At 72.4% G+C, this 26,167-nt stretch carries 23 protein-coding genes and 1 other RNA gene; 9 read left to right on the top strand and 15 right to left on the bottom strand.

What is annotated here, in order from left to right; all coding sequences use genetic code 11:
- Positions 1-22: 22 nt before the first annotated feature.
- Together AAH991_RS03875 and AAH991_RS03870 are read right to left on the bottom strand one after the other, a co-directional pair.
- Positions 23-796, bottom strand: coding sequence for a hypothetical protein (locus tag AAH991_RS03875; protein WP_346224324.1), 774 nt, complete (start codon positions 794-796; stop codon positions 23-25).
- On the bottom strand, positions 793-1,713 hold the full coding sequence (locus AAH991_RS03870) for an ABC transporter ATP-binding protein (RefSeq protein ID WP_346224323.1): 921 nt from the start codon (positions 1,711-1,713) through the stop codon (positions 793-795). The genes AAH991_RS03875 and AAH991_RS03870 overlap by 4 nt, the downstream gene beginning before the upstream one ends.
- Positions 1,714-1,906: 193 nt before the next feature.
- Between AAH991_RS03870 and rnpB the strand changes: the two genes are divergently transcribed.
- Both rnpB and AAH991_RS03860 read left to right on the top strand, forming a co-directional pair.
- Positions 1,907-2,296, top strand: an RNA gene (gene rnpB / locus AAH991_RS03865) — RNase P RNA component class A.
- Between the two features lie 338 nt (positions 2,297-2,634).
- Positions 2,635-3,438, top strand: coding sequence for a hypothetical protein (locus AAH991_RS03860; protein ID WP_346224322.1), 804 nt, complete (start codon positions 2,635-2,637; stop codon positions 3,436-3,438).
- A gap of 64 nt (positions 3,439-3,502) precedes the next feature.
- Here the strand turns inward: AAH991_RS03860 and AAH991_RS03855 are convergent, their stop codons facing one another.
- The gene (locus AAH991_RS03855; RefSeq protein ID WP_346224321.1) at positions 3,503-4,246 is read right to left on the bottom strand and encodes an N-acetyltransferase; all 744 of its coding nucleotides are present in this window, start codon (positions 4,244-4,246) and stop codon (positions 3,503-3,505) included.
- Between the two features lie 142 nt (positions 4,247-4,388).
- Complete coding sequence (locus tag AAH991_RS03850; RefSeq protein WP_346224320.1) at positions 4,389-5,027, bottom strand: FadR/GntR family transcriptional regulator; 639 nt, start codon at positions 5,025-5,027, stop codon at positions 4,389-4,391.
- 84 nt (positions 5,028-5,111) lie between these two features.
- Here AAH991_RS03850 and AAH991_RS03845 point away from each other — a divergent pair, with 84 nt between their 5' ends.
- The 3 genes from AAH991_RS03845 to AAH991_RS03835 all read left to right on the top strand — a co-directional run bounded on the left by AAH991_RS03845 (position 5,112) and on the right by AAH991_RS03835 (position 7,942).
- Entirely contained in the window at positions 5,112-6,368 is a 1,257-nt protein-coding gene (locus AAH991_RS03845; RefSeq protein ID WP_346224319.1) for an MFS transporter, read from the top strand.
- A 318-nt stretch (positions 6,369-6,686) separates the two neighbouring features.
- The gene (locus AAH991_RS03840) at positions 6,687-7,043 is read left to right on the top strand and encodes a hypothetical protein (RefSeq protein WP_346224318.1); all 357 of its coding nucleotides are present in this window, start codon (positions 6,687-6,689) and stop codon (positions 7,041-7,043) included.
- Between the two features lie 185 nt (positions 7,044-7,228).
- Positions 7,229-7,942 carry a VOC family protein gene (locus tag AAH991_RS03835; protein WP_346224317.1) on the top strand — a complete coding sequence of 238 codons (714 nt, stop codon included), beginning with the start codon at positions 7,229-7,231 and terminating at the stop codon, positions 7,940-7,942.
- Between the two features lie 102 nt (positions 7,943-8,044).
- Here the strand turns inward: AAH991_RS03835 and AAH991_RS03830 are convergent, their stop codons facing one another.
- Complete coding sequence (locus tag AAH991_RS03830; RefSeq protein WP_346224316.1) at positions 8,045-8,758, bottom strand: TetR/AcrR family transcriptional regulator; 714 nt, start codon at positions 8,756-8,758, stop codon at positions 8,045-8,047.
- A gap of 114 nt (positions 8,759-8,872) precedes the next feature.
- Between AAH991_RS03830 and AAH991_RS03825 the strand changes: the two genes are divergently transcribed.
- The gene (locus tag AAH991_RS03825; protein WP_346224315.1) at positions 8,873-10,096 is read left to right on the top strand and encodes a saccharopine dehydrogenase family protein; all 1,224 of its coding nucleotides are present in this window, start codon (positions 8,873-8,875) and stop codon (positions 10,094-10,096) included.
- Positions 10,097-10,259: 163 nt separating this feature from the next.
- A complete protein-coding gene (locus AAH991_RS03820) occupies positions 10,260-11,018 on the top strand; it encodes a sensor histidine kinase (protein WP_346224314.1) in 759 nt (252 codons plus the stop codon).
- Positions 11,019-11,095: 77 nt separating this feature from the next.
- Here the strand turns inward: AAH991_RS03820 and AAH991_RS03815 are convergent, their stop codons facing one another.
- The 3 genes from AAH991_RS03815 to atpB all read right to left on the bottom strand — a co-directional run bounded on the left by AAH991_RS03815 (position 11,096) and on the right by atpB (position 13,002).
- On the bottom strand, positions 11,096-11,815 hold the full coding sequence (locus AAH991_RS03815) for a hypothetical protein (protein WP_346224313.1): 720 nt from the start codon (positions 11,813-11,815) through the stop codon (positions 11,096-11,098).
- 38 nt (positions 11,816-11,853) lie between these two features.
- A complete protein-coding gene (locus tag AAH991_RS03810; RefSeq protein WP_346224312.1) occupies positions 11,854-12,138 on the bottom strand; it encodes a YiaA/YiaB family inner membrane protein in 285 nt (94 codons plus the stop codon).
- Between the two features lie 75 nt (positions 12,139-12,213).
- Positions 12,214-13,002, bottom strand: a complete 789-nt coding sequence (gene atpB / locus AAH991_RS03805; RefSeq protein ID WP_346224311.1) for a F0F1 ATP synthase subunit A — start codon at positions 13,000-13,002, stop codon at positions 12,214-12,216.
- A gap of 116 nt (positions 13,003-13,118) precedes the next feature.
- Here atpB and AAH991_RS03800 point away from each other — a divergent pair, with 116 nt between their 5' ends.
- Complete coding sequence (locus AAH991_RS03800; protein ID WP_346224310.1) at positions 13,119-13,868, top strand: TetR/AcrR family transcriptional regulator; 750 nt, start codon at positions 13,119-13,121, stop codon at positions 13,866-13,868.
- Positions 13,869-13,977: 109 nt separating this feature from the next.
- On the opposite strand, the gene AAH991_RS03795 is transcribed toward AAH991_RS03800, so the two are convergent.
- From AAH991_RS03795 to AAH991_RS03775, 5 genes are all read right to left on the bottom strand, one after another.
- Positions 13,978-14,631 carry a type II toxin-antitoxin system PemK/MazF family toxin gene (locus AAH991_RS03795; RefSeq protein ID WP_346224309.1) on the bottom strand — a complete coding sequence of 218 codons (654 nt, stop codon included), beginning with the start codon at positions 14,629-14,631 and terminating at the stop codon, positions 13,978-13,980.
- 61 nt (positions 14,632-14,692) lie between these two features.
- Positions 14,693-15,706 carry an NAD-dependent epimerase/dehydratase family protein gene (locus tag AAH991_RS03790; RefSeq protein ID WP_346224308.1) on the bottom strand — a complete coding sequence of 338 codons (1,014 nt, stop codon included), beginning with the start codon at positions 15,704-15,706 and terminating at the stop codon, positions 14,693-14,695.
- A gap of 139 nt (positions 15,707-15,845) precedes the next feature.
- Positions 15,846-18,125 (bottom strand): SulP family inorganic anion transporter, encoded by a 2,280-nt coding sequence (locus tag AAH991_RS03785; protein ID WP_346224307.1) that lies wholly within the window; start codon positions 18,123-18,125, stop codon positions 15,846-15,848.
- A gap of 53 nt (positions 18,126-18,178) precedes the next feature.
- A complete protein-coding gene (locus AAH991_RS03780) occupies positions 18,179-20,095 on the bottom strand; it encodes a hypothetical protein (protein ID WP_346224306.1) in 1,917 nt (638 codons plus the stop codon).
- 183 nt (positions 20,096-20,278) lie between these two features.
- Positions 20,279-20,824, bottom strand: a complete 546-nt coding sequence (locus AAH991_RS03775) for a YbhB/YbcL family Raf kinase inhibitor-like protein (RefSeq protein ID WP_346224305.1) — start codon at positions 20,822-20,824, stop codon at positions 20,279-20,281.
- Positions 20,825-21,002: 178 nt separating this feature from the next.
- Between AAH991_RS03775 and AAH991_RS03770 the strand changes: the two genes are divergently transcribed.
- Complete coding sequence (locus AAH991_RS03770; RefSeq protein ID WP_346224304.1) at positions 21,003-24,239, top strand: ATP-binding protein; 3,237 nt, start codon at positions 21,003-21,005, stop codon at positions 24,237-24,239.
- A gap of 27 nt (positions 24,240-24,266) precedes the next feature.
- On the opposite strand, the gene AAH991_RS03765 is transcribed toward AAH991_RS03770, so the two are convergent.
- Together AAH991_RS03765 and AAH991_RS03760 are read right to left on the bottom strand one after the other, a co-directional pair.
- Positions 24,267-25,079, bottom strand: a complete 813-nt coding sequence (locus AAH991_RS03765; protein WP_346224303.1) for an ABC transporter permease — start codon at positions 25,077-25,079, stop codon at positions 24,267-24,269.
- A gap of 55 nt (positions 25,080-25,134) precedes the next feature.
- Positions 25,135-26,097 (bottom strand): ATP-binding cassette domain-containing protein, encoded by a 963-nt coding sequence (locus AAH991_RS03760; RefSeq protein WP_346224302.1) that lies wholly within the window; start codon positions 26,095-26,097, stop codon positions 25,135-25,137.
- Positions 26,098-26,167: the final 70 nt, after the last annotated feature.

Raw genomic sequence — 26,167 nt, 5'->3', positions numbered from 1 at the left:
CCGGCGTACAGGGCCCGTCGCCTCAGGCGTCCCGCCGGTGGAAGACGGCGGCGGCGGCGCAGAGCAGGCCGAGCACGGTGGCGGCGAGCACCCCGGCGCCCGCGAGCGGCGCGAGCCCCTCCGCGCCGGGATGGACCGCGAAGAGCCTCGCGCCCGCCGCGCTCGGCCACCAGGTGACGATCCACCTGGCCACCGCCTCCGGGAACAGGCCCGCCATGCCGGGAAGGATCAGCAGGAACGCCCCCAGCGAGACGGCCCCCGCCGACCTGCGCAGCAGGAACCCGAGCGCGATGCCGTACAGGCCGACCAGGCCCGTGAACAGGCCCGCGCCCAGCAGCGCCCCGGGTATCCCGGCATCACCGGGTCCCACGCTCGGCACGCCCCGCGCGGCCAGCGCCGCCTGGCTGAGGGTCAACGACAGGAGCGCCAGCGGCGGCCCGATGAGGAACGTGGCCAGCGCGGCGACGGCCCCCTTGCCGGCGAGGAGGAGCCCGCGCCTGGGCACGGCGGTGAGGCTGACCGGCATCGTCCCCGAGGCGTACTCGGAGGTCACGGTCAGCGCGCCGGCCGCGCTGACGAGCACCGCCACCAGCACGAGAGCGCGGAAGGCCGTCTCCGTGGGATCGAAGGCCGCCCGGTCCGCGGCCGGTGCGGCGAGATAGTCGCGTGCGGCGGCCATGCCGAACAGGTAGCCGTACCCCCCGGCCGCGACCACGGCCCCGGCCAGGCAGCCGAGCATGGCCCGGATGCTGCGGAACTTCACCCACTCCGCGCGCAGCACGCCGTACGCGGTCATGAGACGGCTCCGGCGGGACTCGCGGCGAACTCGACGCTGTCGCCGGTGAGCTCCAGGTAGGCCTCCTCCAAGGAGGCCCGCCACGGCGTGAGCTCGTGCAGGACGATTCCGTGGGCGCCGGCGAGCCCTCCGACCTCGGCGCCGGACATCCCGGTCACCGTCAGGCCGCCGTCGGCGCCGGGCCGTACGGCGGCGCCGGCCTCCCGGAGCAGGGAGGCGAGCCGCGGCGCGTCGGGAGTGCGCACGAGCACCGCCTGCCGCGCTGCCGAGCGGACGAAGGCGTCCAGCCCCGTGTCGGCGATCAGCCGCCCGCGGCCGATGACGACGAGATGGTCGGCGGTGAGGGCCATCTCGCTCATCAGGTGGCTGGACAGCAGGACGGTCCGGCCCTCGGAGGCCAGGCTCCGCGTCAGCGTGCGGATCCATCGGATGCCCTCGGGGTCGAGCCCGTTCACGGGTTCGTCGAGCAGCACCACCGGGGGGTCGCCGAGCAGGGCCACCGCGATGCCGAGCCGCTGTTTCATGCCCAGGGAGAAGCCGCCGGGGCGACGCCCCGCCACGTCGGCCAGGCCGACGAGCCCGAGCGCCTCCTCGACCCGGCGCCGTCCGATGCCGTTGCCGTACGCGAGGGAGAGCAGGTGGTCGACCGCGGTCCTGCGCGGATGCACGGCGTGCGCGTCGAGCAGTGCCCCCACCTCCCGCAGGGGCACGGGCAGGTCGGCGTAGCGCCGCCCTCCGATCGTCGCGCTCCCGCTCGTCGGCCTGTCGAGCCCGAGGATCATCCGCATCGTGCTCGTCTTGCCCGCGCCGTTCGGCCCGAGGAAGCCGGTGACGACGCCCGGCCGTACGTCGAAGCTGAGGCCGTCCACGACGGCGACCTCGCCGTACCTCTTGGTCAGTTGCCGCAACTCAATCATGGGACGCAGACTCGCCCACCGGTCTGCGTGGTCTCTGAGAGGTTCTGTGCGGGTCCTGTGAACGGTCCGCCCGCGACCTGCGCCGGTGCTGCCTCACGTCTGCGCGTCGCGGGCGAATTCAGAGAGACTTCACATGACCGCCGCCCGGGCCGGGGAATGATTCGGGAGCCGCTAGGCTTACCCTCACGGTGGACGAGCCGGCCGGGCGGCCGCGTCAGGGCTTCGGCCCTGCCGAGGAAGGTCCGGGCTCCACAGGGCAGGGTGGTCGGTAACGCCGACCCGGGGCGACCCGCGGGACAGTGCCACAGAAAACAGACCGCCCCTTCACGGGGGTAAGGGTGAAACGGTGGTGTAAGAGACCACCAGCGCCCACGGTGACGTGGGCGGCTCGGTAAACCCCACCCGGAGCAAGGTCAAGAAGGGACGTTCTCCGGAACGTCCCGCGCGCGACGTTCGAGGGCTGCCCGCCCGAGCCGCGCGGGTGGACCGCTTGAGGCCGCCGGCAACGGCGGTCCTAGATGGATGGCCGCCGGTCAGCCCTCGTGGCTGACCACAGAACCCGGCCTACAGGCCGACTCGTCCACCTCTCACCCCTCTGAGCCGGGCCGACTCTCCGCTCACTCCTCCTCGGGCACATCGAGCGCGCGCCGGCAGGACAACCAGCGCACGAGGAGAGTCACCGGGACCAGGTACACGCAGGGCTGGACTTGACCTACCGTCCCCGGTCCGCTGCCTCTCCGGGGTGGGTCGACGGCAGACCCCTCAGGCTTTGCAGTTGAGATCGCCGCACGGCTCGGGTTGAACTGCTACGACCCTCAATTGGATCAGCTGCGAACTCCAGGGCACAACCAGGGGAGGGAGTGCGGTGACGATCTCCAGACCGGCTGATCAGAGTAGGGCGGATCGCGCTACGGTGCGTGTATGGAGGACGATGCCGCTCTGCCTGCAGCCAACCGGTGGGCTGATGCCGTCGGCGAAGGTGGACACTCGGCCGGCAGGGAGGTCTGCCGGTGTTTCGATCAGTACGAGGTACGTCCACCGCACGTGGTGCGCTTCCACGGACAGCGTCAGGACATCGCATCGTCCGGGTGGCAACACCTGCTTGAGCTCGTGGAAGAAGCGGCGGCGGACGGCCGGGAGGTGTTCCGGCCCATTGTCGAGCTGAGCCCGGCCGAACGGCGTCAGGTCATCACACTGCCACCGACCATCGCCAAGCTCGTTGAGGTTGAGCATCTGGTCCTCTATGGCAGCAACCTGCTCCGGATCCCGCCGGAAATCGGCGCGATGACCAACCTGCAGGAGTTCTCCCCCTACATGTCGCATCGCCTGCACTGGTTCCCCTACGAGCTGACCCGGTGCCGACAAGTGAAGGCCAGCACGGTCAGCACGCGTTCGCTGTACGGCAACTCCAAGCTTCGACCGCCGTTTCCTCCGCTGCGGCCGGGCAGAGCGTCCATCCGGGACCTCGATCTCACGGGCCTCGATCCCGAGGTGTGGGGGACCGACATGATTAAGGCGTGTAGTGTCTGCGACCGGCCGATCGCCGAAGCCGGCCTCTACCAGGTCTGGATCTCTCTGCGGGTCGGCACCGACACCCTTCCTCTCTTGGCCAACGCCTGTTCGCTGGACTGCATCGACGCGCTTCCTGCTCCTTCAGACGGCTACGTGCCAACGCCGCATACCGGTGGAGTCGGCATCATTCAGCCGCCCGCCGACTACGCGTAGCGGACCGGGGCACATTGGGGCACACGCGTTCCTGCGGGAATCGCGGGCGACGGGTCTCAGCGGGCTAATGGAGCGAGTGGCGCACCCAGACGTTGGGTTCGACGTACACCGCGAAGCCGTGGTCGGCGTCGCAGTGGACGGGCACCAGCGCCCCCGGGACCTCTACGTCGCCGGTTCGGTGGAACGGAAGGCCGGTCCAGTCTCGCCACTCCTCGAGGGTGCCGGCCACCACCATGGACCGCCGGGCGATCTTGTCGATCACCCCACCGGCGCGTACGTGCACGCGCAACCAGGGATCGACCGGCAGGCCGTCCTCCCGGCGAAGCGCGGCATAGTCGGCCATCGGGGTGCGGGGCCGGAGGTGCTTCCCGTTGGGACGCACGGGGGCGATTAGCTCGCTGAAGCCGAGCCGGGCGGCTTGGGCGCGCAGGGCGTCGAGCATGACGGCGGAAAGGCCCTTACCCTGCAGGTCGGGCCTGATCGTGATCTCCAGTGCCGAGACCACGTCGGGGGAGCTGCCGCGTCGCCGTGCCTCTGCGGCGCGCCAGAGCACGCCGTCCCAGCCGTCGTCGGGCAGCTCGTCGCCTCCGAGGACGAAGGGCACGGAGAAGGCGCGCGCCACGACGGTGCCGGGATCGGTTCTGTCCACGGCGACCAGCGCGAACTCCGCATACTGGGCGCTCACGATCGGATAGAACAGGTCGGAGGCCTGGTCCTGCTTCATGAAGACCGGCCAGCTGTGGGGCATGGTCCACAGCTGCGGCTCCAGTTCGGGACGCTCCGCCAGCGTGGTGATCTGCAGGTCCATGGCCGGATCTTCGCAAACCGGATTTGCCGGCAGCAAACCGTTTGTGTCACTTGCCGCGGTGATCACACGTCGGGTTCACGCCGGACTTTCGCCGGCGCATCGTCAGGGACACCTCGCCCGAGAGGTGAGGCAATCGCGTGGTTCAGTGCGTGAAGAGTTTGAAGATGGAGACCACCTTCGCGGCGGCACGGTCGGCGTCCCCGTCCGCGATCGCCTCGACCAGCTCGTGGTGGTGGCGGTGTGCCGCGTCCTCGTCCTCGCTCTTCTCGTCGCGCATGTGGGCAGCGAAGACGTCGAGCATGCTGGAGTACAGCTTGACGTAGAGAGGGTTGTGCGTCGCTGCCACGATCGCCTGGTGCAGGGCGAGGTCCGCGCTCGCTCGCAGGTCGAGATCATCGGTCGACCAGGTCGCTTCGCGACGGTCGCGCAGCTCGCGCAGCAGCTCGACGTCGGCATCTGAGCGGTTCAGCGCGGCCAGTGACGCCGCGGCGCTGTCAAGGGCAAGGCGTAGTTCCAGGTAGTGGCGACGGGTGCCACCGGCGAGCTGACGTTCAAGAGTGCCTGTCAACTCGGAGCTGGAGATGACGAAGGTGCCGCGGCCCTGTTCACGGCGCAGCAGACCTGCGTGCACCAGCGACTGCAGCGCCTCGCGCACCGTGTTCCGGCCGATCCCGAACTCCGCCACCAGTGCGGCCTCGGTCGGTATCTGCTCACCGACCGGCCAGCGTCCAGAGACCACCTCCTCGCGGAAGCGCTCGGCAGCCTGGTCGATGAGTCCCACTCGACGCACGGGCTGTCGCGTGTCAGAATCTTCGGAACTCATCCCATAATCCCATCATCTGCTGACCTTACAGTGGAGTATAACGTGACATCGCTCTCCTTACCGCTCGTTTCGTCGAACCGTGGGCGCCTGACCTTGTGGGCGGGGCTCGCCATCGCCCTGACAGCGGTCAACCTGCGAACGGCCGTGACCGGGTTCACTCCGCTCCTGGAGATCATCGGATCCGATCTCGGCTTCGGGGTGGCACTGGCCGGCCTGCTCGGCACCGTGCCGGCGGCGTCCTTCGCCGTCTTCGGGTTTCTCGCCCCGGCGGTGACGAGGAAGTTCGGACTCGAGCGCACGGCCACTGTGGCGCTGGGCCTGACGACTCTGTCGCTCCTGATGCGCGCCTTCTCGCCAACGCCCTCGTTGCTGGTGCTTGCGACCGTGCTGGCACTGGCCGGAATCGGAGCCGCGAATGTCGTGATCGTTCCGTTGGTGAAGGCCTGGTTCGCCGATCGGCTGGCCCTGGCGACCTCGCTTTACCTGATCCTCCTGCAGGCGGGCCAGTTCATCGCCCCGCTTCTCGCGGTCCCGCTCACAGAAGCGACGTCGTGGCGGCTCTCGGTAGGCATCTGGGCGGGACCGGCTGCCGTGGCTGGTGTGGTCTGGCTCGTCCTGGCACTCAGGCTGCCCGCCGATCACCACGCGCCCGCGACCGCGACGGCGACCGGTGCGGGACCGAGGATCAGCCGGTCGTCGACCGTCTGGGGCCTGCTGATCCTCTTCGCGATGATGTCGCTGTCCAACTACGGGATCATCACCTGGGTCCCGGCAGTGCTCACCGACGCAGGAGGCAGCGCGGCCCTGGGCGGCTCCATGGTCGCGCTCTACTCGGCCTGGGGCATGCTCGCGGCCTTGGTGGTTCCCCACCTGGCCACGCGCATGACGAACCCGTTCATCGTGGTCGTCGGGTGCGCGGTCTTCCTGACTGCGGGATACCTGGGCCTGCTCCTGTCCCCGCTCGACGGCACGCTGGTGTGGGTGTGCGCGCTGGGAATCGGGGTGAGCACCTTCCCGCTCTGCATGACCCTCATCAACCGTCGAACCAAGAGCCCGCAGACAGCCTCCGCCGTGTCGGGCTTCGTTCAGGGCATCGGCTATGGGCTGGCGTGCCTTGGCCCGATCGGTCTGGGCCTGCTGCGCGAGGCGACCGGTTCATGGTCGATCCCGCTCCTGGTGCTCGCTGCCAGCGCCGTCCCCGGGGTGATCGCCGGCTGGTTCGCCTGCCGTCCTCGCTACGTGGAGGACTCCGCGCCACAGCCGATGACGCGCGACGCCGACCAGCAGCCGCGACGATAAGACCCATGCGTCGAACAGATCCCTCAGCTCCATCCACTTAAAGGCCCAGGCCAGGGGTACTTCTCCCCGCCTGGGCTTTCATCGTGGGTGCGTCTTGGCGCTGTCCCCCGTGCACGTGTGCATGCCCGGCCCGCTCTCGCGTTATTCATGTGGCGCGGAAGAACCGCTCCCGGGCTGACGCGTCGACCGGCGTCGTGGAAGCGCCGGCTATCCGGCTCGGCAAGCCATGCGACTTGCTGAGAGCCGTTTTGCCGTCAGCGGGCACGGCCGGTGCGAGCATCGCGAGGGGGAGAAGCGATCACCACAGCCGGGGGAGACATGCTCCGTGAACTGATCCTGACAGTGGGCGTGGCCGTAGCCGCGTCGCCGGCCGCCATGGCCTGGGCGGACGAGTCGCCGGGAGCTCTGTCGGCACGGGCGGTCGTCGCCGCGACGCCGGCCGGACAGGAGTCCGGTGCGTGTAGTCCCGGATCGCCGTGTGCGGCGGTCGACTGCGGGCCGGGGCGCGTCTGCGTGCCCTCGCCCAAGCAGTGCTTCACCACACCGTGCCCGCAGTACGACTGCGTGCCCGCGTCCTCGGTGCCCCGCTCGAATCGCCGGCCTCCCCACCCCGGCTGGCAGCCGGACCGGTGGCGGCCCCGGCATCCGGAGCAGCGACCGGCCTACCCGCGCTGAACCACAAGGCTGAGGGAGACCGGCGCGGGAGGAGCGTCGATCGGAAACGCGTACGCCGCGAGAAACGCCCTGCCGAAAAATGCCTCGCGTGGCCGACGCCGGAGCGCCTAGCGTTGATCCTCTCTGTGGGCGCGCAGGGCGTGCCCTGCCGACGGCTTGCATTCAGATCGGAGGTGCGAAGCGGCATGACCTGTCATCCCGTCGCGCTCTGCTTCGACGCGCATGACCCGCTCCGTCTCGCGCGCTTCTGGGCCGGTGTCCTGGGCTGGGAGAGGGCCGAGGACGACATCGCGCTCCTGCCGAACGACGACACCGGGTTCCGGATTCGATTCCTGCCGACCGAGGAGCCGAAGACCGTCCAGAACCGCGCGCACTTCGATCTGACGAGCACGTCCCTCGAAGACCAGCAGCGGACGGTGGCGAGGGCGCTCGAACTCGGTGGCCGGCACATCGACGTCGGGCAGAGCCCGGAGGACGATCACGTCGTGCTCGCGGACCCCGAAGGCAACGAGTTCTGCGTCATCGGGCCGGACAACAAGTTCCTCGCCGACTGCGGATTCATCGGTGCGGTCTCCTGCGACGGTACGCAGGAGGCCGGGTATTTCTGGAGCGAGGCGCTGGGCTGGCCGCTGGTCTGGGACCAGGACCAGGAGACCGCGATCCGCTCGCCGCACGGCGGCCCGAAGATCACCTGGGGTGGTCCGCCGCTGATGCCGAAGCCCGGGAAGAACCGGCTGCATTTCGACATCGCCCCACCCTCCGACGGTGACCAGCAAGCGGAGGTCGACCGCCTCGTCTCCCTGGGGGCGAAGCGCATCGACATCGGTCAGGGCGAGGTCGCCTGGGTGGTCATGGCCGACCCCGACGGCAACGAGTTCTGCGTGCTGCCCCCGCGGTAGCGCGAACGGCCCCGGGCTGTCCGCCGCCGGCAGAGGAAAGTCCACTCACTCCCTCGTACGGTCGCCCGGACGCCTGCGGCGTCGACGCGCCCGGCTCGGCGGTCAGGAGTGTCCGGAGGCGGCGCCGAGGCGGGACACGGCGCTGTCGAGCAGCATGTCGAGCGCGGCGGGGTAGGCGCTGTCGTTCATATCGGCGATCAGCAGAGGCGCCACCGCCGCGATGTTGGGGTGAGTGGCCGCGGGCAGGCGGGCGTAGGTCGCCTGCCAGATCTCCTCGTCCGCCCTGCGCGCCTGTTCCGGCAGCGCGAGGGCGGCCGCGTCCAGCGCGGCGAAGGCCAGCGTCATGTCGATGAAGGTGTGGTAGACGCGGACCGCCTCACGGTCGGGGAACCCGGCGTCCCGCAGTAGTCCGAGGATCGCCTCGTCGGCCGCGATCTCGTGGGACTTGCCGCTGATGCGGCTGGCGGTCAGCACCGCGGCCTGGGGGTGTTCGAGGTAGGCGGCGTGGATGAGCAGGCCCAGTTCGCGTAGGTCGGCGCGCCAGTCGCCGGTGCGGCGCCAGCCGGCCATGGCACGCCCGATGAGCATGTCGCCGATGGCCAGAGTCAGGTCGTCGATTCCGGCGAAGTAGCGGTAGAGCGTGCTGGGATCGGCGCCCAGGGCGATGCCGAGCCGCCGTACGGTCAATCCGGCGGAGCCGTGCTCGCGCAGCATGCGCAGCGCGGTCCGCACGATCAGGTCCTCCGAGAGGACCACCCCGTTCTTCGTGGGGCGACGCCGCCTGCGGGCCGGCTCCGGAACCACGGGCTTGGGCACGCCGCTCTCCTCTCTGCCCGGCGCCTTATGCCAACACCATTGACGTTACCAGTGACGGTGCCGTTGGATCGGGCGTACCCAAGGCGTTTTGTCCTGGAAAGGGAGAGTTCTGTCATGCGTGTTCTGCTCGTCGGCGCCGGTGGGGTGGGTACGGCGATCACCCGGATCGCGGCCCGCCGGTCCTTCTTCGACCACATGGTCGTGACCGACTACGACCTGTCCCGCGCGGAGGCGGCGGTCGCCGCGCTGGGGGAGGCGGGCGCGCGCTTCAGCGCCCGGCGGGTGGACGCGAGCGACGAGGCCGCGGTGGCGGCGCTGCTGGCCGAGCACCGCTGCGACGTCCTGCTCAACGCCACCGACCCGCGGTTCGTGATGCCGCTGTTCCGGGCGGCGCTGTCGGCCGGAGCGCACTACCTGGACATGGCGATGTCGCTGTCGCGGCCCGACCCGGAGCGCCCGCACGAGGTGTGCGGGGTCAAGCTGGGGGACGCCCAGTTCGAGATGGCCGCCGAATGGGAGAAGGCGGGCAGGCTCGCGCTGGCCGGCATGGGGGTGGAGCCGGGGCTGTCGGACGTCTTCGCCCGCTACGCCGCCGACGAGCTCTTCGACCACATCGAGGAGATCGGCATCCGCGACGGCGCCGACCTCACCGTCGACGGGTACGACTTCGCGCCGTCCTTCAGCATCTGGACCACGATCGAGGAGTGTCTCAACCCCCCGGTCGTGTACGAGGCCGGCCGGGGCTGGTTCACCACCCCGCCCTTCAGCGAGCCGGAGGTGTTCGACTTCCCCGAGGGCATCGGCCCGGTCGAGTGCGTCAACGTGGAGCACGAGGAGGTCCTGCTCGTGCCGCGCTGGGTCGACGCCGGGCGGGTGACCTTCAAGTACGGGCTGGGCACGGAGTTCATCGACACGCTGCGGACCCTGCACCTGCTGGGCCTGGACCGGACCGAACCGGTCGAGGTCGTCGCCGAGGGCGGCGCCACCGTCAAGGTCTCCCCGCGTGACGTGGTCGCGGCGTGCCTGCCCGACCCGGCGACCCTCGGGGATCGCATGCGCGGCAAGACGTGTGCGGGCACCTGGGTCAAGGGCACCAAGGACGGCGGCCCGCGCGAGGTCTACCTGTATCACGTGGTCGACAACGAGTGGTCCATGCGCGAGTACGGCTCGCAGGCGGTGGTATGGCAGACCGCCGTCAACCCGGTCGTTGCCCTCGAACTGATGGCCACCGGCGTCTGGTCCGGGGCCGGCGTCCTCGGCCCGGAGGCCCTGCCGCCCCGGCCCTTCCTCGACCTGCTCACGGAGTACGGCTCTCCCTGGGGCATGCGCGAGCAGTGACCGCGCGGGCAGCGAGGGGCCGCCGTGACGGGTCGGCCCGTCCACCGGCTTCACCCCGCCGGTGAGCCCCCGGCCCCCGGAGCCCGTCGTACGACGAGCATCGAGTGTGCGATTTTGAGGTCTGCTGGGAATCGTCGCGGGCGGGTCAGGGAACCTCCCAGACGTGACATCGCTCCGCCACCTCCGTGACTGCCTCAGCGACCTCGATGAGCTGGAGCGCAGCGTGAAGCACGGCCTCGACAGCATGTGCGGCAAGCTGTATCGGGCCATCGACTGGCAGCGACGGTTCGAGGCCGACGTGTCCCACGAGCTGCGCACTCCGATCGCGGGGCTGCGGGCACAGCTGGAGGAGGCCCGGCTGCATCCCGGCGACATCGATGTGGACGACCTGCTCGAACGGGCGCTCAACGACGTGGAGCGGCTGCAGGCGCTGGTCGACGATCTCTACCTGCTGGCCCGGCTCCAGGCGGCCGCGCAGCCGACGGAGCCGGCCCTGGTGGACCTCGGGCAGCTCGTGCAGAGCGAGCTGGCTCAGCGTACCGACAGGCTCGACGTCAAGGTGCGGGCCGACCCCGGGGTCGTGGTCCGCGGCCTGGACGCCCGGCTCCGGCGGATGCTCTCCGAGCTGCTCGACAACGCGCAGAGACACGCCAAAACCCGCGTGATCGTCCAGGTCCAGCGTACGACCGACACCGCGGAGCTCGTCGTCGCCGACGACGGCGACGGGATCCGGGAGGAGGACCGCGAGCGGGTTTTCGACCGCTTCACCCGTCTCGACGCCGCCCGCTCCCGCGACCGCGGCGGAACCGGCCTCGGCCTGGCCATCGTGCGGAACATCGCCTACGGCCACGAGGGTCAGGTGCACGTCGAGCGGTCGCCGGCCGGCGGCGCGGCCTTCGTCGTCCGGCTGCCCCTGGCCTGACCGGCTCCCCGCGCCACGACCGGGGACCGGACAAGCGGGGAACGCCGGGGCGCCGGCCTCGGGGCCGTACGGCGCGGTCAGGAGAAACGTTCGACGGTCACGGGGACGGCACCCGCGTGGCGCATGGCCGTCGTCAACCGCCGCAGCAGCGACCCGAGGGCCTCGCCGGACGTGGTTCCCAAGTGGGCGGTGAGGTCGACGGAGCAGGCGGCGCCGGGCCCGATCCGGCGTACGTCCCAGGTGAAGACGTCCGAGGCCGTGCGCAGCGCACCCGTGCCGACGACCCGGGTGCGCGGATCGCCGGCCTCCGCCGCGAGCGTCACGACCTCCGCGAGGCGGGGGAGGCTGGGCTCGCCGGCGAGCAGCACGCGGTAGACCCGCGTCTCGTGGAACCCCTCGGGCGCCCGCGGCGGATTGAGGCGCAGGGGAGGTGCGTCCGGCAGAGGCTGGTAGTCGTGGAACCTCGCCCGCAACCACGCCTCGCCGGGCAGCTCGCCCCCGCCGAGACCGCGGTACGCCGCCTCGGCCTCGGGGCGGCTCACCGCCCGGGCGCGGGCGCGCAGGCCGGGATCCTCGCGCATCGCGCGCCCGAAGGCCGCCGAACTCCACCACACGCCGTCGGCCGCGGTCCACCCGGCGGTGTTCAGGCCGACGGTCCTGAAGTCGTCGGCCAGGGCGAACTCCTCGACGACGACTCCCTCGGCGCCCGTTTCCGACCCGAGCAGGTAGTAGTCGAGAGCCGCCTCGGGCGCGGCGGCGAGAGCCGGTCGCCCGCGCTCGTCCATGTCGCTGGTCATGGCGGCAGGCTACTGACCACGCCGGCCGGTCGGTCCTGTCAGTCGGTCCGGAAGGGGTCGTGCTCGGCGAGGAGTTTGTCGAGCCGGGCCTGGTCCACCCGGCTGACGACGGTCGACTCCTCCTGCCGGTCGCGTACGCATTTGGCCAGCGTGAACGTCGAGGTCACCACGTACATCAGCCCGAGGGCGAGAAAGGAGCGCACCCAGGTCGTGACCGGAAGGTAGAGGATGCCGGCGGCCAGGCCCGCGAGGGAGATCGCGAACGAGAGCACGGCCTGGACGTAGAAGGCCGTTGTCGTCGAGGTTTTCACCGGTTGCGTCATGATGCCATCGTCCGCGGCGTACGCCTGCCGGGCATGAGCGCCGATACTCAGTTACCGGTGAGTACGAGCGCCCGCTCAGTGGTCCGGGTTCAGGGCGTCGCCGATGTACATGGCCGCCAGCATGGTGAACAGCAGCGCCTGCAGGAACTGGATGAATATCTCCAGGGCGGTCATCACGACGGCCGTGGCCACGCTGAGCAGACCCACCGGGACTCCGAGCACCGTGGGCTGCTCGACGAGGAACCAGAATCCCACCGCGCTGAAGAACGCCAGCAGCAGGTGACCCGCGAACATGTTCGCGAACAACCGGACGGCGTGCGTGAACGGCGAGGTGACGAACGTGTAGAGCAGTTCGAGCGGCGCGTACAGGACCAGTGCGACCGGCTTCGGCAGGCCGGGCGGGAACATCAGGCTCTTGAGATATCCGCCCACCCCGTGGTGCCGGAAGCCGAGATAGAGCTTGATCACGTACACGACCAGGGCGAACACCACCGGGAAGGCGATGTGGGAGTTAACCGGGAACTGCACTCCCGGGATCACGCCCAACAGGTTCCACAGCAGGATCACCGAGAAGAGGCTGAGCAGGAACGGCATCCAGCGCTCGGCGTTCGCACCGAGGAACGGCCGGGCCACCTGGTCGCGGACGAACAGGTAGCCGTACTCGCCGAAATGCTGCAGGCCGCGCGGGACCAGCGACGGCCGCGCGAACGCGCCCCACGCGAGCGCGCACAGCAGGACCACGCCGACCGCGGCCAGCACCACGGGCTTGGTCAGCCAGTACGGCGCGCCCGGCCAGAGCGGCGGAAAGTCGAACAGCTCGACACCGGGAGCCGTGAAGTCGTCCCTGGCGAGGATTGCGGGCATGGGGGATCCCCTCGACGGGCGGCCAAAAACTGAGTACGACGTACTCATTTTTTCGATGCGAGCCTACCTACCCGGTACGGTGTACGCAATAGCGCGATGACGTGGGGCGATGAACGATGACGGGCCACGAGAACCTGTGGATGCGACCCGAGCGCCCGGCCCGGGGGCCGCGGCCGAGCTTCAGCCGTGCCGCTCTCGCGGAGGCCGCGATCAGGATCGCCGACGCCGAGGGGCTGGAGGCCATCTCCATGCGGCGGCTGGCCGCCGATCTCGGGGCGGGCACGATGTCCCTGTACCGCTACGTGACGGGCAAGGACGAGGTGTTCGACCTCATGCTCGACACCGTGGTGCGGGAGTACCTGCCGGAGGACCGGGAGCCGCCGGACGACTGGGCCGAGGGGCTTCGCCTGCTCGCCTGGCAGGCCCGGCGCACCATGCTCCGCCACCCGTGGCTCGCGCCGCTGGCGGCCGGCCGCGCGCAGGTCGGCCCGAACAGCGCACGCCTCACGGAGACCGCCCTCGGCATGCTCGACGGCCTCGGCCTGAGCGTCGACGAGATGCTGACCCTCGTCGGCGCGGTCTTCGCGTACGTGAACGGCTACATACAGAGCGAGCTGGCCGAGGGTGAGGCGCTCCGGCGGTCGGGGCTCACGCTGGCGCAGCGGCTGGCGCAGCATCTGTCCTACATCCAGTCGCTCATCGCGACGGGGGACTATCCCATGCTGGAACGGATGACGAAGGAGGGCGGGCGGCGCTACACCGGCGCCGACGACCGCTTCGCCTACGGCCTGGACCGGCTGCTCGACGGTATCGCCGCGGGGCTGCCGCCGCGCGGCGACACGGAAGGACCCGCGTCACCGCGCTGACGGCACGCGCTGGTTCCGGGGTGGCGGCGTGAGCGAGCCCGGCTCGCCGTGGTGACGTCCCGGCCCACCGGCGGGTTTCCACGACAGGCCGTTCCCGGGCCGGGCGGGGTCAGTTCGGGGTGATGTCGTGGAGGCGGCAGACCTGCCGCCAAATGCGCGCGTCGAGCGTGCCCGCCCTGTCCTGGAAGTCGGCGACGGGGACGCGGACCGGCCCGGTGAGGTCGAGGAAGCTGTTGTGGTCGGCGTCGGGATCCCACGTACGGGTGGGGATCTCCACGTGGTCGTCGCGGTCGCGGCGATCCTGGCTCGTGATCTTCAGGACCTCGGCGCCGCCCCGGTAGGTCCTGAGCACCACGCACGGTCGCACCTTGTGGCCCGGCCCGTCCTCGTAGGGGACGTCTGCCCACCAGATCTCACCGGGACGCGGTCCGGCCTGGGTGGCCGCACCGCCGCGCCCGCCCGCGTCGCCGCCCGTCGCCCGGCGGCCGCCACCGGTCCCGGGGGCGTGGCCGGCGGAGCCGCGCCTCGTGCCGGGGCCGGCGCCGCTCCCGGGCCTGGTGCCCGGCCGCGTGGTCCCGCCCGTGCCTCGTCCCGCGGGCCGTGCCTGCTCGCCGCCGCGGCCCCCGGGGCGGCGGTCAACGGTGCGGCCGCCCCCCGAGGGACGCGGCGTGGACCGCCGGGACGGGATTCCCGGCAGGCGGCCGGCCACGCCGAGCGCCCCCAACACGACCAGCACGGCCACCGCCGATACCACCCAGATCATGACCGACAGCCTAAAGCCCCGCGCGGCCGCGCTCCGCCGCGCGGGGGAAGGCCGGTCGTGGTCAGGAGCGGGCGTCCCACGCGGCGAGGATGCGCGCCTCCTTCTCCGGGTCGATGCCGTGGCTCAGCCGGACGCCGCCGAAGCTGCGCCGCTCCTCGGGGATGTCCTTCAGCCACTCCCAGGTGTCGCGCACGGTCTCCCGTACCGGTCTGCAGGTGAGACCCGCGGCGATGGCCTTCGCCGAGGAGTGGGTCCACACGCCCTCGCTCTCCCCGGCGGCCGACCACAGGGGAAGCTCGGTCCACTGCTGCACGCCCTGGTCGAGCAGGAACCGGTCGCCGACCCAGACGAACTCCGCGTCGGACCCGGTGACCTCCGCGCAGTCGTTCAGCCAGCCGCCGAAGGTGGCGTTCCCCCGCACCCCGCCGGTCATGTAGCGGCCGGTCGTTCCCCTCGCCATCTGGTCCAGGGTGAAGGCCGCGATGTCACGGGCGTCGATGAGCTGCATCGGCCGGTCCGGGTCGCCGGGGGTGAGCACCCGCCCACCCCGGGAGATCCGGGTGAGCCACCAGGGCAGCCGGCCCACGTTCTCGTGCGGCCCGAGGATCAGGCCGGGCTGGATGACCAGGGCGCCGCCGTCGAAGTGCTGCTCGACCGCCCGCTCGCAGCCGGCCTTCAGCACGCCGTAGTCGCCGAACTCGGCGTCCGCGTCCGGCGGGCAGTCGAACAGCGGGAAGGTCTCGTCGACCCCCTGCTTGCCGGGCCAGTCCCGGTAGGCGGAGATGCTGGAGATGAACGTGTAGTGCGCGGCGTGCCCCGACAGCGTGCGTACCGACTCCAGGACCACGCGGGGGACGAACCCGCACACGTCGACCACTGCGTCCCACTGCCTGCCGTCCGCGAGCCGCCGCAGGTCGCCGGCGACCTCACGGTCGCCGCGGACCGCCTCCACCCCCGGCAGGTCGGTCCCGCTCCTGCCGCGGTTGAAGGTCGTGACCTCGTGACCGCGCCGCAGCGCCTCCTCCACGATGGCGCGTCCGAGGAACACCGAACCGCCGATGACCAGAATTTTCATACGGACATCCTTGGCCTGCCCGCGCTGCGCGTCTGCCCCCTTTCACGGTCGGCGGACATGATCCGCTCACAGCGGAAGGCGGCCCGCCGGACGTCCCGGCGAGCCGCCGTGCGGCCGTCCCTCCCCGGCCGGGCCGGGCTCAGCCGGTGCGCAGTTCGGGAACCGGCGTGAAGCGCTCCTGCTCCAGCACGTGCACCCGCGCCGCGCCGATGTCGAAGTACAGGCCCGTGAGCTCCAGCCTGCCCGCCTGTACGAGGGTGTCCACGAACGGGTGGGTCCGCAGGTTGTCGAGTTGCTGGATCACGTTGACCCGGCAGAGCCGGTCGAGCGGCCCGGCGTCGTCCTCGGTCCGTTCCTCCGCCACGAACCGGGCCAGGCTCTGCCGCCCGTGCCGCAGCCAGCTGCGCAGCGCGGGCAGTTCGGGCACCTCGCCGAGCAGGGCGGTCATCGCCCCGCAGCCCGAGTGCCCGCAGACCGTGATCATGCGCACCTCGAGCACCTTCACGGCGTACTCGATCGTGGCCGCGACCGAGTCGTCGGCGGGGACGGCTCCCGCGCGCGGCACCAGATTGCCGATGTTGCGCAGCGTGAACAGGTCGCCGGGGCCGCTCGCGGTGATGATGTTCGGCACGATGCGGGAGTCCGCGCAGGTGATGAACAGATGCGACGGCGACTGCTTGCGGGCCATGCGGTGGAGCAGCGGGCGGACCATCGGCGCGGTCCGGCGCTGGAACTCCCGCGTCCCCTCCAGCAGGTCGGGCACGCCCTGCGGTCCGGGGAGCGCGGAGACGCCGTCGGGGTCGCCACCGCCCGCGCCGCCGGCGTCGATCACCTCGTAGGAACCGGCGTCCCCGGAGTGCGTCGGGCGGGAGCCGCGCCGGTAGGCCCAGGGCAGCCACCAGCGGTCGTGCCGGGGCGGGATCCTGGCCGGGTACAGGCGGGCGCCGCTGATCGCGGCGGAATACCACTCGCCGTGCGGCTCGTCCACGTCGATGACGCCGCCCGTGCGTTCGTGCTCCAGCCGCCAGGCGTGCAGGGTCTCGAAGGCGGCGTTGTCCATGAAGTCCAGGTGCAGGTCCAGCTCGACAGCGGACCCCGCGGGGATGCCGCGCAGCGCCTCGGCCAGCCGGGGCACGCCGAGGAACGTCAGCGACCCGTCGACCACGACGCGCCATCGCCGCTCGCCCGCCTGCCGCACGTCGACCGAGACCCAGGCCAGGCGGCGCAGGGCCAGCAGAGCGGCCAGCCCGAGGCCGAGCGCCACGCCCTCGGCCAGGCCGATCAGCACGACCCCGGCCATCGTCACGAAGTAGACCGGGATCTCGCGGTGGCCGCGCAGGTTGCGGACGTGCCCGAGATTGACCATCTGGACGCCGATGAACAGCAGCAGCGCCGCGAGCGCCTCCAGCGGGATCATCGCGATCACCCAGGCGAAGGCCGCGGTGAACAGCAGCACCCACACCCCGTGGAGCACGGTGGACCAGCGGCTGCGCGCGCCCGCCCGTGCGTTGGTCGTCGTGCGGACGACGACGCCCGCCACCGGGAGGCCGCCGAGGGCGCCGGACACCACGTTCGCCGCCCCCTGCGCGGTCAGCTCGCGGTCGAGGTCGGCGCGCGGACCGTCGTGCAGGCGGTTGGAGGCCACGCAGGTCAGCAGCGACTCCACCCCGGCGAGGAGGGCGACGAGCAGGACGGCTCCGGCGATGGCGTGCCAGTCGCCCTGCGGCATCAGCGGCGCCTCGACCGAGGAGAACCCGCCCTTCAGGTCCACCTTCGTCAGGTCCCAGCCCGTCAGCGCGGCCGTCAGCGCCGCGACCATCAGCGCGGCGAGCGGGGCGGGCACGGCGCGCAGCCGGGGGACGCGCCCCCACACGAGCAGGACCCCGATCGTCAGCACGCCGATCACGACGCCGTGCGTGTGGTTGTCGAGGATCTGGGCGGGGAGCTCCACGACGTTCTCCAGCGCGGAGCGCTGCGGCGAGCCGCCGAGCACGATGTGCAGCTGGGACAGCGCGATCACGACGCCGACCCCGGCGAGCATGCCGTGGACGACGGCGGGGGAGACCCCCAGGGCCGCCCGCGCCACTTTCAGCCAGCCCAGCCCCAGCTGGAGGACACCGGCCATGACCGTGATGGCGCAGGTGGCGCGCCAGCCGTAGGTGTGCACGAGCTCGGCGACGACCAGGGAGAGCCCGGCGGCCGGGCCGCTCACCTGGACGACGGACCCGCCGAGAGCGCCGGCCACCACGCCGCCGACCACGGCGGCGACGAGCCCCGCCGCCACCGGTGCGCCCGACGCGACCGCGATGCCGAGCGACAGCGGCACCGCCACCAGGAAGACCACCAGCGATGCGGGCACGTCATGCCGGAGTACGGACTTCCAGTTACGGCGTGAAAGCGCGTCGTCACTGATTGTCATGGGCCGACGATATGTCAGCCACGTAGACCGTCACCAGGCAGTGAACGGGAAAATCACCGGTAGTAGTCGGGATAGTCGCTCTCCGGGTTGCGGTGGCTGCCCCGCCGCCCGCTCGCCGAGGTGGGGGTGTCGCCGTACAGCTCGTCGTAGGAGGGCCAGCTTCCCCCGGTGTTCTGCTCGGGCCACGACTGCTGCTGGGCGTCGCCGTGTCCCTGCTGCGGCTGCTGCCGGTCGTAGCCGTACTGACTCTGCCCCGACGGGGCGTCGTAGCCCGCCGACTCGTACGGCGAGGCGGTCCCCGGCGCGGAGCCGGTCACCGCGTCGGAGGCGTCGATCGTCGCCCAGCCCGCGCTCACCTCGTAGGACGGGGTGGAGGGTGCGGCCGGCGGCATCGAGCCGGCCGCGTAGCCGCCCTCGGCGGGGTAGCCGGAGGTGTAGCCGTCGTAGGCCGAGGTCTGGTAGGTCTCCGCGTTGGGCCAGGAGGACGCGCCGCGCGGCGGCTCGGGGTCGTCGAGCACGTCGCGGGCGCCCGCCCAGGAGGGGTCCGTCGTGGGAGCGGAGGTGGCGGGGACCGGCGGGTAGCTGCCCGCGACCGGCCAGCCGGGGTCGGTGGCGCCGCCCCTGTCGGCACCGGCGCCCGTCACGTCGGGCGCGTACGACGGGCTGTCGGCCGCGCGGAACGGGCCCGTCGCGACGCCGGACTGGTCGTAGGTGTCCGAACGCGGTGTCTCGTAGCCCGCCCAGGCGTCGAAGGATCCGCCGGTCGAGCGGGGCGCGGGGTCGGCGAGCGCGTCGCCCGGCGCGGTGGTGGACGCCGCGGCGTCGAACGCGCCGCTCGTGCGGGCCGCGTCGTAGGAGGCCGCGACGAAGGACCCGGTGGCCGGGATGGCGGAGGACGGCGCCGTGTCGTAGCGGCCGTCGGGGGAGGCGGCGTGGGAGCCCGTGCCGCCCTGGGCGGTGAAGGGCCCGGTGCCCGCGGGCGTGTCGTACGCGGGGGCCCCGAAGGGGCCGGTGCTCGCCGAGATCCCCAGCGGGTCGGCGGGCTGCGTCCCGTACGAGGCGGCGCTCCCGGACGACGGGAACGGGCCCGTGGCGCGCGGGCTGTCGTAGGAGCCCCCGGTCTCGGCGGCGGCAGCGGCGGCGGCGCGACGGGCGGCGCGCGACGACCGGCCGGACCTGCCCGGCCTGCCGGACGCGCCCGGGGTGGACGGCGAGGCCGGCTGGGGCGCGGCGGCGGCGAAGGGGTCGCTCGCGGCGGGGGAGTCGAACGGGCCGGTCGAACGGCTCGCGTCGAAGGGACCGGTCGCGGGGGAGCCCGCCGCCGCGGCGGCGGCGTCGAGCAGGTCGGGCGTCGGCGCGGAGAACGTGACGGTCTTCTGGTCGGCGAGGGCCGAGGCGGGAACGGGGGCGGCGGGCATCACGGGCTCGGAGCCGCCGGCGCGGGAGCGGGAGGGCAGGGGGGCCTGCACGGTCGCCGCGTCGGGGTCGGCCGCCTGGGCCGGGGCGCCGGTCACGCCCGCGGTCTCGTCCACCGGACGGGGGGTGGCCATCTTCGCGGCGATCGTCCCCCCGAAGCCGCCGTCGTCGGCGCGTACGCGCGACCAGTAGTCGTCGTCGTAGTCGTCGGCCTCGCCCCACTCGTCCACGCCGCGCTTGCCGCGGGCGGCGGCGGGCTGTTTGCCGCCGCGCTGCGCGGGCCGCGCGGCCTGCCGCCCGCCGGGACGGGGCGCCGGGCGCGGTGCGGGCCGCTGCTTCTCCGGCTCCTCGAAGGCGTCGAACCCCTTGGGGAAGCTCTCGAAGAACGTCTCCTCGGCGGGCCGCCGGGGCTTGGGGCCCTTGTTCTCGGCCATCGCCTTGATGCGCTCGGCGGAGAGAGCGCTCTCCCTGCGGTTCATCGACCGCATGCCCAGCGCCACGACCAGCAGCACAAGAAGCACGACGGCGACAAGACCCACAATGACCGCAGTCATAGCACCACCCTCAAGGCCATGGCCTTTCTGCGGCGCCGGTGAGATCGCGCGGCCATCGACGCGACCTGCCCCCTTTGATCACCTGCGCTCAGCAATTGGAACCGATTCTGCTCGACCACAATGACCGTTGTCACACCCTAGGCGAAGATTGGTGTAGCACGACTACCTCCGGTGCTCGGCATGTCACTCGATCGTGTTCGCCGTGAGGCGCCCACGGGCGATGGTGTGACTCGCGATGCCCTCCAGAGTCTGCGCGAGGTCGGCCCCCTGCTGCAGGTCGAGCTTCGCGTTCAAGGCGTAGACAGTGAAACGGTAGCTGCCGTCGGCCCGGCATGGGGGCGCATAGCCCACCTTCCCGCTCGTCGTCCTCCCCTGCCGGGCACCCCGGGGGACGTCGTTCATGCCCAGCTCCGTCGTCGCGGGGTCGATGTCGTACACCACCCAGTGCACCTCCGGGCCGCTGAGAGGACTGCTGTCGTCGACCACGAGGGCCACCGACTTGGCGCCCGACGTGCCCGACCAGCGGAGAGGCGGGTTGCCCTGCCCCCCCTTGCAGGAGTAGTCGTCCGGCAGGGGGGCGCCGTCGCGGAACTGCGGGCTCGACACGCTGATGACGTCGAGGTTCCTCGGCGATCCCCCGCCCAGGATTCCGCAGCCCGACGCGGCCAGCGTGAACGCCGTCACCGTGACGGCGGCTCGCGCGACCGCTGATTTTCTCGGCGACCCCATGCCCGATGATGCTACGCGGATTGGACAGGTGCCCCGACCGGATCGCGGTGATCCGTACCGGTGATCAGACCCGTTCGGGCCGTTGACCTCGATGTCTTCGGAATCGATCCGTACGCGCCCGAGGACCGTTGTGCGGGGGTGTGAGGCTTCGCGCGCCCTTTTCCGCCACAATCGAGGCATGCAGGGGGACACGCCGGGATCGGGCATGAGCTTCGCCGTCCTGGGCCCCCTCGACGTGCGGCGCGACGGGCGGCCGGTCGAGGTCGGCGGGCAGCGGCTGCGGGCCCTGCTGACGCTCCTGCTGCTCGACGCCGGCCGCACCGTCTCCACCGAGGCGCTCGTGGCGGGGGTCTGGGACGACCGTCCGCCCGGCGGCGTCGGGAACGCCCTGCAGGCGCTGGTGTCCCGGCTCCGGGCCACCGCCGGTCGCGGCCTCGTCGTCGGCGGGCCGTCCGGATACCGCCTGGCCGTCTCGCGTGAACAGGTGGACCTCCACCTGTTCGCCCGCCTCGCGAGGGAGGGGGCGGCCGCACTGGACGCGGGCGACCCGGGCCGCGCCGCCGGCCTGCTGCGTCAGGCGCTCGGCCTGTGGCGCGGCGCCCCGCTGACCGATCTGCCGAGCGCCGAGGCCGAGGTGGCGCGGCTGGTGGAGCTCAGGACCACGGCCACCGAGAACCGTGTCGAGGCGGAGCTGGCCCTGGGACGGCACGCCGACCTGGTCCCGGAGCTGCGGACACTCGTCACCGCCCACCCGCTGCGGGAGCGGCTGCACGGGCAGCTCCTGCGCGCCCTCTACGGAGCGGGCCGCCGGGTCGAGGCGCTGGCCGCCTACGAGGAGGCCCGGTCGGTGTTCGCGGAGCGGCTCGGGGCCGACCCCTCGCCCGCGCTGGCCGGGGTCCACCTCGCGATGCTGAGGGGCGAGCCCGCCGCGGAGGGGACGCGGCCGTCACCGGCCGCGACGCCCGCCGGGCCCGGTCCGGCGCCGCCGCCCGCGAATCCGCCCGGGGTAGGTTCCGGCGGCCCGCGGCCGCCGCGCCGGGGCAACCTGAAAGCCCGGCTGACCAGCTTCGTCGGCCGGGACGACGACGTCGGCCGCATCGGTGAGATCCTCGCCGCCGACCGCCTGGTCACGCTGCTCGGCCCGGGCGGGGCGGGCAAGACGAGGCTCGCGGTGGAGTCCGCCGAGGCGATCGCCGCGCTCGTGCCCGACGGGGTCTGGCTGGTCGAGCTGGCACCGGTCGGCGACGCGGCGGAGGTGCCGCAGGCCGCGCTGACCGCGCTCGGCCTGCGCGACACCGGCCTGGTGCCCGTCCGCCCGGTGTCCGCCAGGTCGTCCGCGCCGGGTGGGGAGTCCGGCCCGGTGGCCCGCATCGTCTCCGCCTTGGCGGGGCGCGACACGCTGATCGTGCTGGACAACTGTGAACACGTGGTCGGGCCGGCCGCGGCGCTCGCCGACCGGCTCCTCGCCGAATGTCCCGGCGTGCGGATCCTCGCCACCAGCCGGGAGCCGCTCGGGATCACCGGCGAGCGGCTGTGGCCGGTCGGGCCGCTCGGCCCCGATCACGCCGTGCGGCTGTTCGCCGAGCGGGCGGCCGCCGTACGCCCCGGTTATGCGGTGGACGGCGAGCGCGACGCCGTGGAGCGCATCTGCCGTGAGCTCGACGGCATGCCGCTCGCCATCGAACTGGCCGCCGCCCGGCTCCGCACGCTGACGGCCGGCCACATCGCCGAGCGGCTCGGCGACCGGTTCCGGCTGCTCACCGCGGGAAGCCGTACGGCCATGCCGCGGCACAGGACGCTCCGCGCCGTCGTGGAGTGGAGCTGGGACCTGCTCGACGCCGACGAGCGGGCGTTCGCCGCGCGGCTGGCGGTGTTCGCGGGCGGCGCCACGCTGGAGGCCGCGGAGCAGGTCTGCGCGGGCGACCTCGACGTGCTCGGCAGGCTGGTGGACAAGTCGTTCGTGGTGTTCGACGGCGGGCGCTACCGCATGCTGGAGACGATCAAGGCGTACGCCGCGGAACGGCTGGCGGAGTCGGGCGGGGAGCTGCGGGTGCGGCGCGACCACGCCTTGTTCTTCGCCGGCCTCGCCGAGACCGCCGAGCCGCACCTGCGGCGGAGCGAGCAGATCGAGTGGCTGGCCCGGCTGTCGGCCGAGCACGACAATCTGTCGGGGGCGCTCAGATGGGCCTGCGACCACGGCGAGACCGACCTCGCGCTACGCCTGGTCGGCGCGCTCGGCTGGTACTGGTGGCTGTCCGGCCACCGGCTGGAGGGCGCGCAGCGGTCGGCGGAGGCGCTGGTCCTGGCGGGCGGCGACGGCGACCCGACGCGGCTGGCGCTGGCCCACGCGGTGCACGGCATCACCAGTGCGGGCGGGGAGGGGAACCTGCGGCAGGCCGGGGAGAGCCTGGCGGCCACGATCCGGTACGCGCGCGAGGGCCGGGGAGGCATCGCTTCGCACCCGCTTGTGGCGGTCGCGGTGCCGATCATGTCGATGTTCTCCGGCCTGCACGAGGAGGCCGAGTCCCGGCTGGAGCCGCTGCTGGGGCACGAGGACCCCTGGGTGGCCGCCTCCGCCCGCGTCTTCCGCGCCCAGCTGCGCTTCAACGCGGGCCGGTCCGAGGAGGGCGAGGCCGACCTGGTCATCGCGCTCGACCGGTTCAGGGCGGTCGGAGACCGGTGGGGAGTGGGGAACTGCCTCAGCGTGCTCGCGGAGACGAACGCCATGCGCGGCGATCTTCGGGCCGCGGTGCTCCTGATGGAGGAGGCGGTCGCGCTCCTGGAGGAGGTCGGGGCCGTCGAGGAGACGCCGTACCTGCGGACCCGCCTGGCCGTCACGCTGGACGCGGCGGGCGACCGGGAGGCCGCCCAGGCGGCTCTGCGTGAGACCGAGCGACTGTGCGACGCCACCGGCGACCCCATCGGGCTGGCCGGAGCGCGGCACGTGCGGGGCGACTTCGCCCGCGCGGACGGCGACCACGGGACGGCGCGGCGCCTGTACGACGAGGCGCTGCGGCTGCTCGGAGCCGGGTGGATGATCCCGCAGTTCGAGGCGACGCTGACGACCTCCCTCGGCATGCTGGCCGAGCAGGAGGGCGACGTCGCGGCGGCCCGCGTTTTGCACGACAAGGCGCTGGCCATCGCCGTGCGGTCCCACGACGCCCCGGTCATCGGGCACGTCCTCGTCGGGCACGCGGCGCTCGCCGCCCGCGACGGCGACCACGCGCGGGCCGCCGTCCTGCTCGGCGGGGCGGAGGCCGTCCGCGGGTTCGTCCACGACCTCAGCGTCGACCACCGGAGGGTGGCCGACGCCGTACGGGCCGCGATCGGGGCAGGGGGGTTCGCCCGGTGCCGCGAGCGCGGGCGCGGCCTGAGCCGCGATGAGGTGCTGGCCCTCGCGTCCGGTGGTGCGTGACCCCTCAGCCACGACCACCACATGAGGTCAGGACCGGTTGCGGAAGGCGCGCACGGCGAGCGGGGCGAAGACGAGCGCGATGCCGGCGGCCCACAGCAGCGAGATCGTGGCGTCCGGCGCGACCGGCCCGCCGCCGAGCAGGCCGCGGACGGCGTCCGCCAGATGACTGACCGGATTGACGTCCACCCACCTCTGCAACCAGGACGGCATGGTGTCCGTGGCGACGAAGGCGTTGCTGGTGAAGGTGATCGGCATCATCAGCGAGAACATCAGGATCTGCACCTTCTCCATGCTCGCCGCCGTCACTCCCACCAGCACCGCCGTCCACGACATCGCGAGCGCGAACGCCAGCAGCAGCGCGAGCGCGCCGAGCACCCCGGCGATCCCCGTGTGCACCCGGAAGCCCAGCACCAGGCCCAGCCCGAGGAACAGGGCGAACGCCCACACCTGCTTCAGCGTGTCGGCGACGATGCGCCCGGCGAGCGGGGCCGAGCGGGAGATCGGCAGACTCCGCAGCCGGTCGAACACGCCCTTGGCGATGTCGGCGTTGAGCCCGACGGCCGTGGTCATGCTCGCGAACAGCATGTTCTGCGCGACCAGGCCGGGCAGGGCGAACTGCAGGTAGTCGCCCGTGGATCCCGCGATCGCGCCGCCGAACACGTAGGTGAACAGCAGCAGGAACATGATGGGCTGCACGCTGAGGTCGATCAGCTCCATCGGGTTGTGCTTGATCTGCACCAGGCCGCGCCAGGCGAGCGTCATCGTGTGGCGCAGGGCGGCCCCCGCGCCCGGCCGGGGGGCCACCGCGACCGCGGGCGCGGTCCGGGTGATCGTGGTCATCACGTCTCCTCGCGTCTCCTCGTGGCTTGTGAGTCCGGTGACTTCCGCCGCGGCCTCACGCCGCGGCCTCCGCGTCCCGCCGCCGGTCCTCGGCGCGGCGCCCGGTCAGCGCGAGGAACACCTCGTCGAGGCTGGCCCGGCGCAGCGACAGCTCCGCCGCGACCACGTCGAGGTCGTCGAGACGCCGTACGATCGCGGGGACGGCCGCGGGGTCGCGGACCGGGGCCGTGACCTGGCCCTGGGAGACCTCCGGCGTGACGTCGAGCACGTCGGCCACCACACGCCGGACGAGGTCGAGGTGGGTGGTCTCGACGGGCCGCACCTCCAGGACCTGGCCCCCGAGCGCCGCCTTCAGGCCGTCCGGCGTGCCGTGCGCGATCACCTTCCCGTGGTCGAAGACGACGATGTCGTCCGCGAGCTGGTCGGCCTCCTCCAGATACTGCGTCGTGAGCAGGACGGTCACGCCCTCGTCCTGGAGACCGCGGACGACGTCCCACAGCTCGGTGCGGCTGCGCGGGTCGAGGCCGGCCGTCGGCTCGTCAAGGAACAGCACCCGGGGGCGGCCCACGAGGCTCGCGGCGAGGTCGAGCCGGCGGCGCATGCCGCCCGAGTAGGTCTTGGCCGCCCGTCCGCCCGCCTCGGTGAGCGCGAAGCGGCCGAGCAGGCCGTCGGCCCGGCGCCGCGCGCCGGCCCTGGTCAGGCCGAGCAGGCGGCCGATCATCACGAGGTTCTCGGCCCCGGTCAGCGTGTCGTCGACGGCCGCGTACTGGCCGGTCAGCCCGATCAGCGAGCGCACCTGGTGCGCCTGCCGGACCACGTCGAACCCCGCCACGCGCGCCCCGCCCCCGTCCGGCCGCACGAGCGTCGCCAGGACCCGCACCGCCGTGGTCTTCCCGGCCCCGTTGGGGCCCAGGACGCCCAGGATCCGGCCCTGGGGCACCTGCAGGTCCACTCCGTCGAGCGCCCGTGTCCGGCTGTACCGTTTCGCCAGGCCCTCGGCCTGGATCGCATATTTCATCGCGCCTCCTCGGATCGTGTGCGCCTCCACTCTGCGGAGCGGCGCTGACAGGGCCCTGAGGGCGGCCGTC

This window comes from Microbispora sp. ZYX-F-249 (assembly GCF_039649665.1).
Taxonomy (GTDB): Bacteria; Actinomycetota; Actinomycetes; order Streptosporangiales; family Streptosporangiaceae; genus Microbispora; species Microbispora maris.
Note: the sequence above shows the minus strand (reverse complement) of the source record. Positions and strands in the feature narration are given on the sequence as shown.

Excerpts from the sequence above, each read along its gene's own strand:
- AAH991_RS03875 (WP_346224324.1), bottom strand. The coding sequence starts at position 796 with ATGACCGCGTACGGCGTGCTGCGCGCGGAGTGGGTGAAGTTCCGCAGC.
- AAH991_RS03870 (WP_346224323.1), bottom strand. The coding sequence starts at position 1,713 with ATGATTGAGTTGCGGCAACTGACCAAGAGGTACGGCGAGGTCGCCGTC.
- AAH991_RS03860 (WP_346224322.1), top strand. The coding sequence starts at position 2,635 with ATGGAGGACGATGCCGCTCTGCCTGCAGCCAACCGGTGGGCTGATGCC.
- AAH991_RS03855 (WP_346224321.1), bottom strand. The coding sequence starts at position 4,246 with ATGGACCTGCAGATCACCACGCTGGCGGAGCGTCCCGAACTGGAGCCG.
- AAH991_RS03840 (WP_346224318.1), top strand. The coding sequence starts at position 6,687 with ATGCTCCGTGAACTGATCCTGACAGTGGGCGTGGCCGTAGCCGCGTCG.
- AAH991_RS03835 (WP_346224317.1), top strand. The coding sequence starts at position 7,229 with ATGACCTGTCATCCCGTCGCGCTCTGCTTCGACGCGCATGACCCGCTC.
- AAH991_RS03825 (WP_346224315.1), top strand. The coding sequence starts at position 8,873 with ATGCGTGTTCTGCTCGTCGGCGCCGGTGGGGTGGGTACGGCGATCACC.
- AAH991_RS03815 (WP_346224313.1), bottom strand. The coding sequence starts at position 11,815 with ATGACCAGCGACATGGACGAGCGCGGGCGACCGGCTCTCGCCGCCGCG.
- AAH991_RS03810 (WP_346224312.1), bottom strand. The coding sequence starts at position 12,138 with ATGACGCAACCGGTGAAAACCTCGACGACAACGGCCTTCTACGTCCAG.
- atpB (WP_346224311.1), bottom strand. The coding sequence starts at position 13,002 with ATGCCCGCAATCCTCGCCAGGGACGACTTCACGGCTCCCGGTGTCGAG.
- AAH991_RS03800 (WP_346224310.1), top strand. The coding sequence starts at position 13,119 with ATGACGGGCCACGAGAACCTGTGGATGCGACCCGAGCGCCCGGCCCGG.
- AAH991_RS03795 (WP_346224309.1), bottom strand. The coding sequence starts at position 14,631 with ATGATCTGGGTGGTATCGGCGGTGGCCGTGCTGGTCGTGTTGGGGGCG.
- AAH991_RS03790 (WP_346224308.1), bottom strand. The coding sequence starts at position 15,706 with ATGAAAATTCTGGTCATCGGCGGTTCGGTGTTCCTCGGACGCGCCATC.
- AAH991_RS03785 (WP_346224307.1), bottom strand. The coding sequence starts at position 18,125 with ATGACAATCAGTGACGACGCGCTTTCACGCCGTAACTGGAAGTCCGTA.
- AAH991_RS03780 (WP_346224306.1), bottom strand. The coding sequence starts at position 20,095 with ATGACTGCGGTCATTGTGGGTCTTGTCGCCGTCGTGCTTCTTGTGCTG.
- AAH991_RS03775 (WP_346224305.1), bottom strand. The coding sequence starts at position 20,824 with ATGGGGTCGCCGAGAAAATCAGCGGTCGCGCGAGCCGCCGTCACGGTG.
- AAH991_RS03770 (WP_346224304.1), top strand. The coding sequence starts at position 21,003 with ATGCAGGGGGACACGCCGGGATCGGGCATGAGCTTCGCCGTCCTGGGC.
- AAH991_RS03765 (WP_346224303.1), bottom strand. The coding sequence starts at position 25,079 with ATGACCACGATCACCCGGACCGCGCCCGCGGTCGCGGTGGCCCCCCGG.
- AAH991_RS03760 (WP_346224302.1), bottom strand. The coding sequence starts at position 26,097 with ATGAAATATGCGATCCAGGCCGAGGGCCTGGCGAAACGGTACAGCCGG.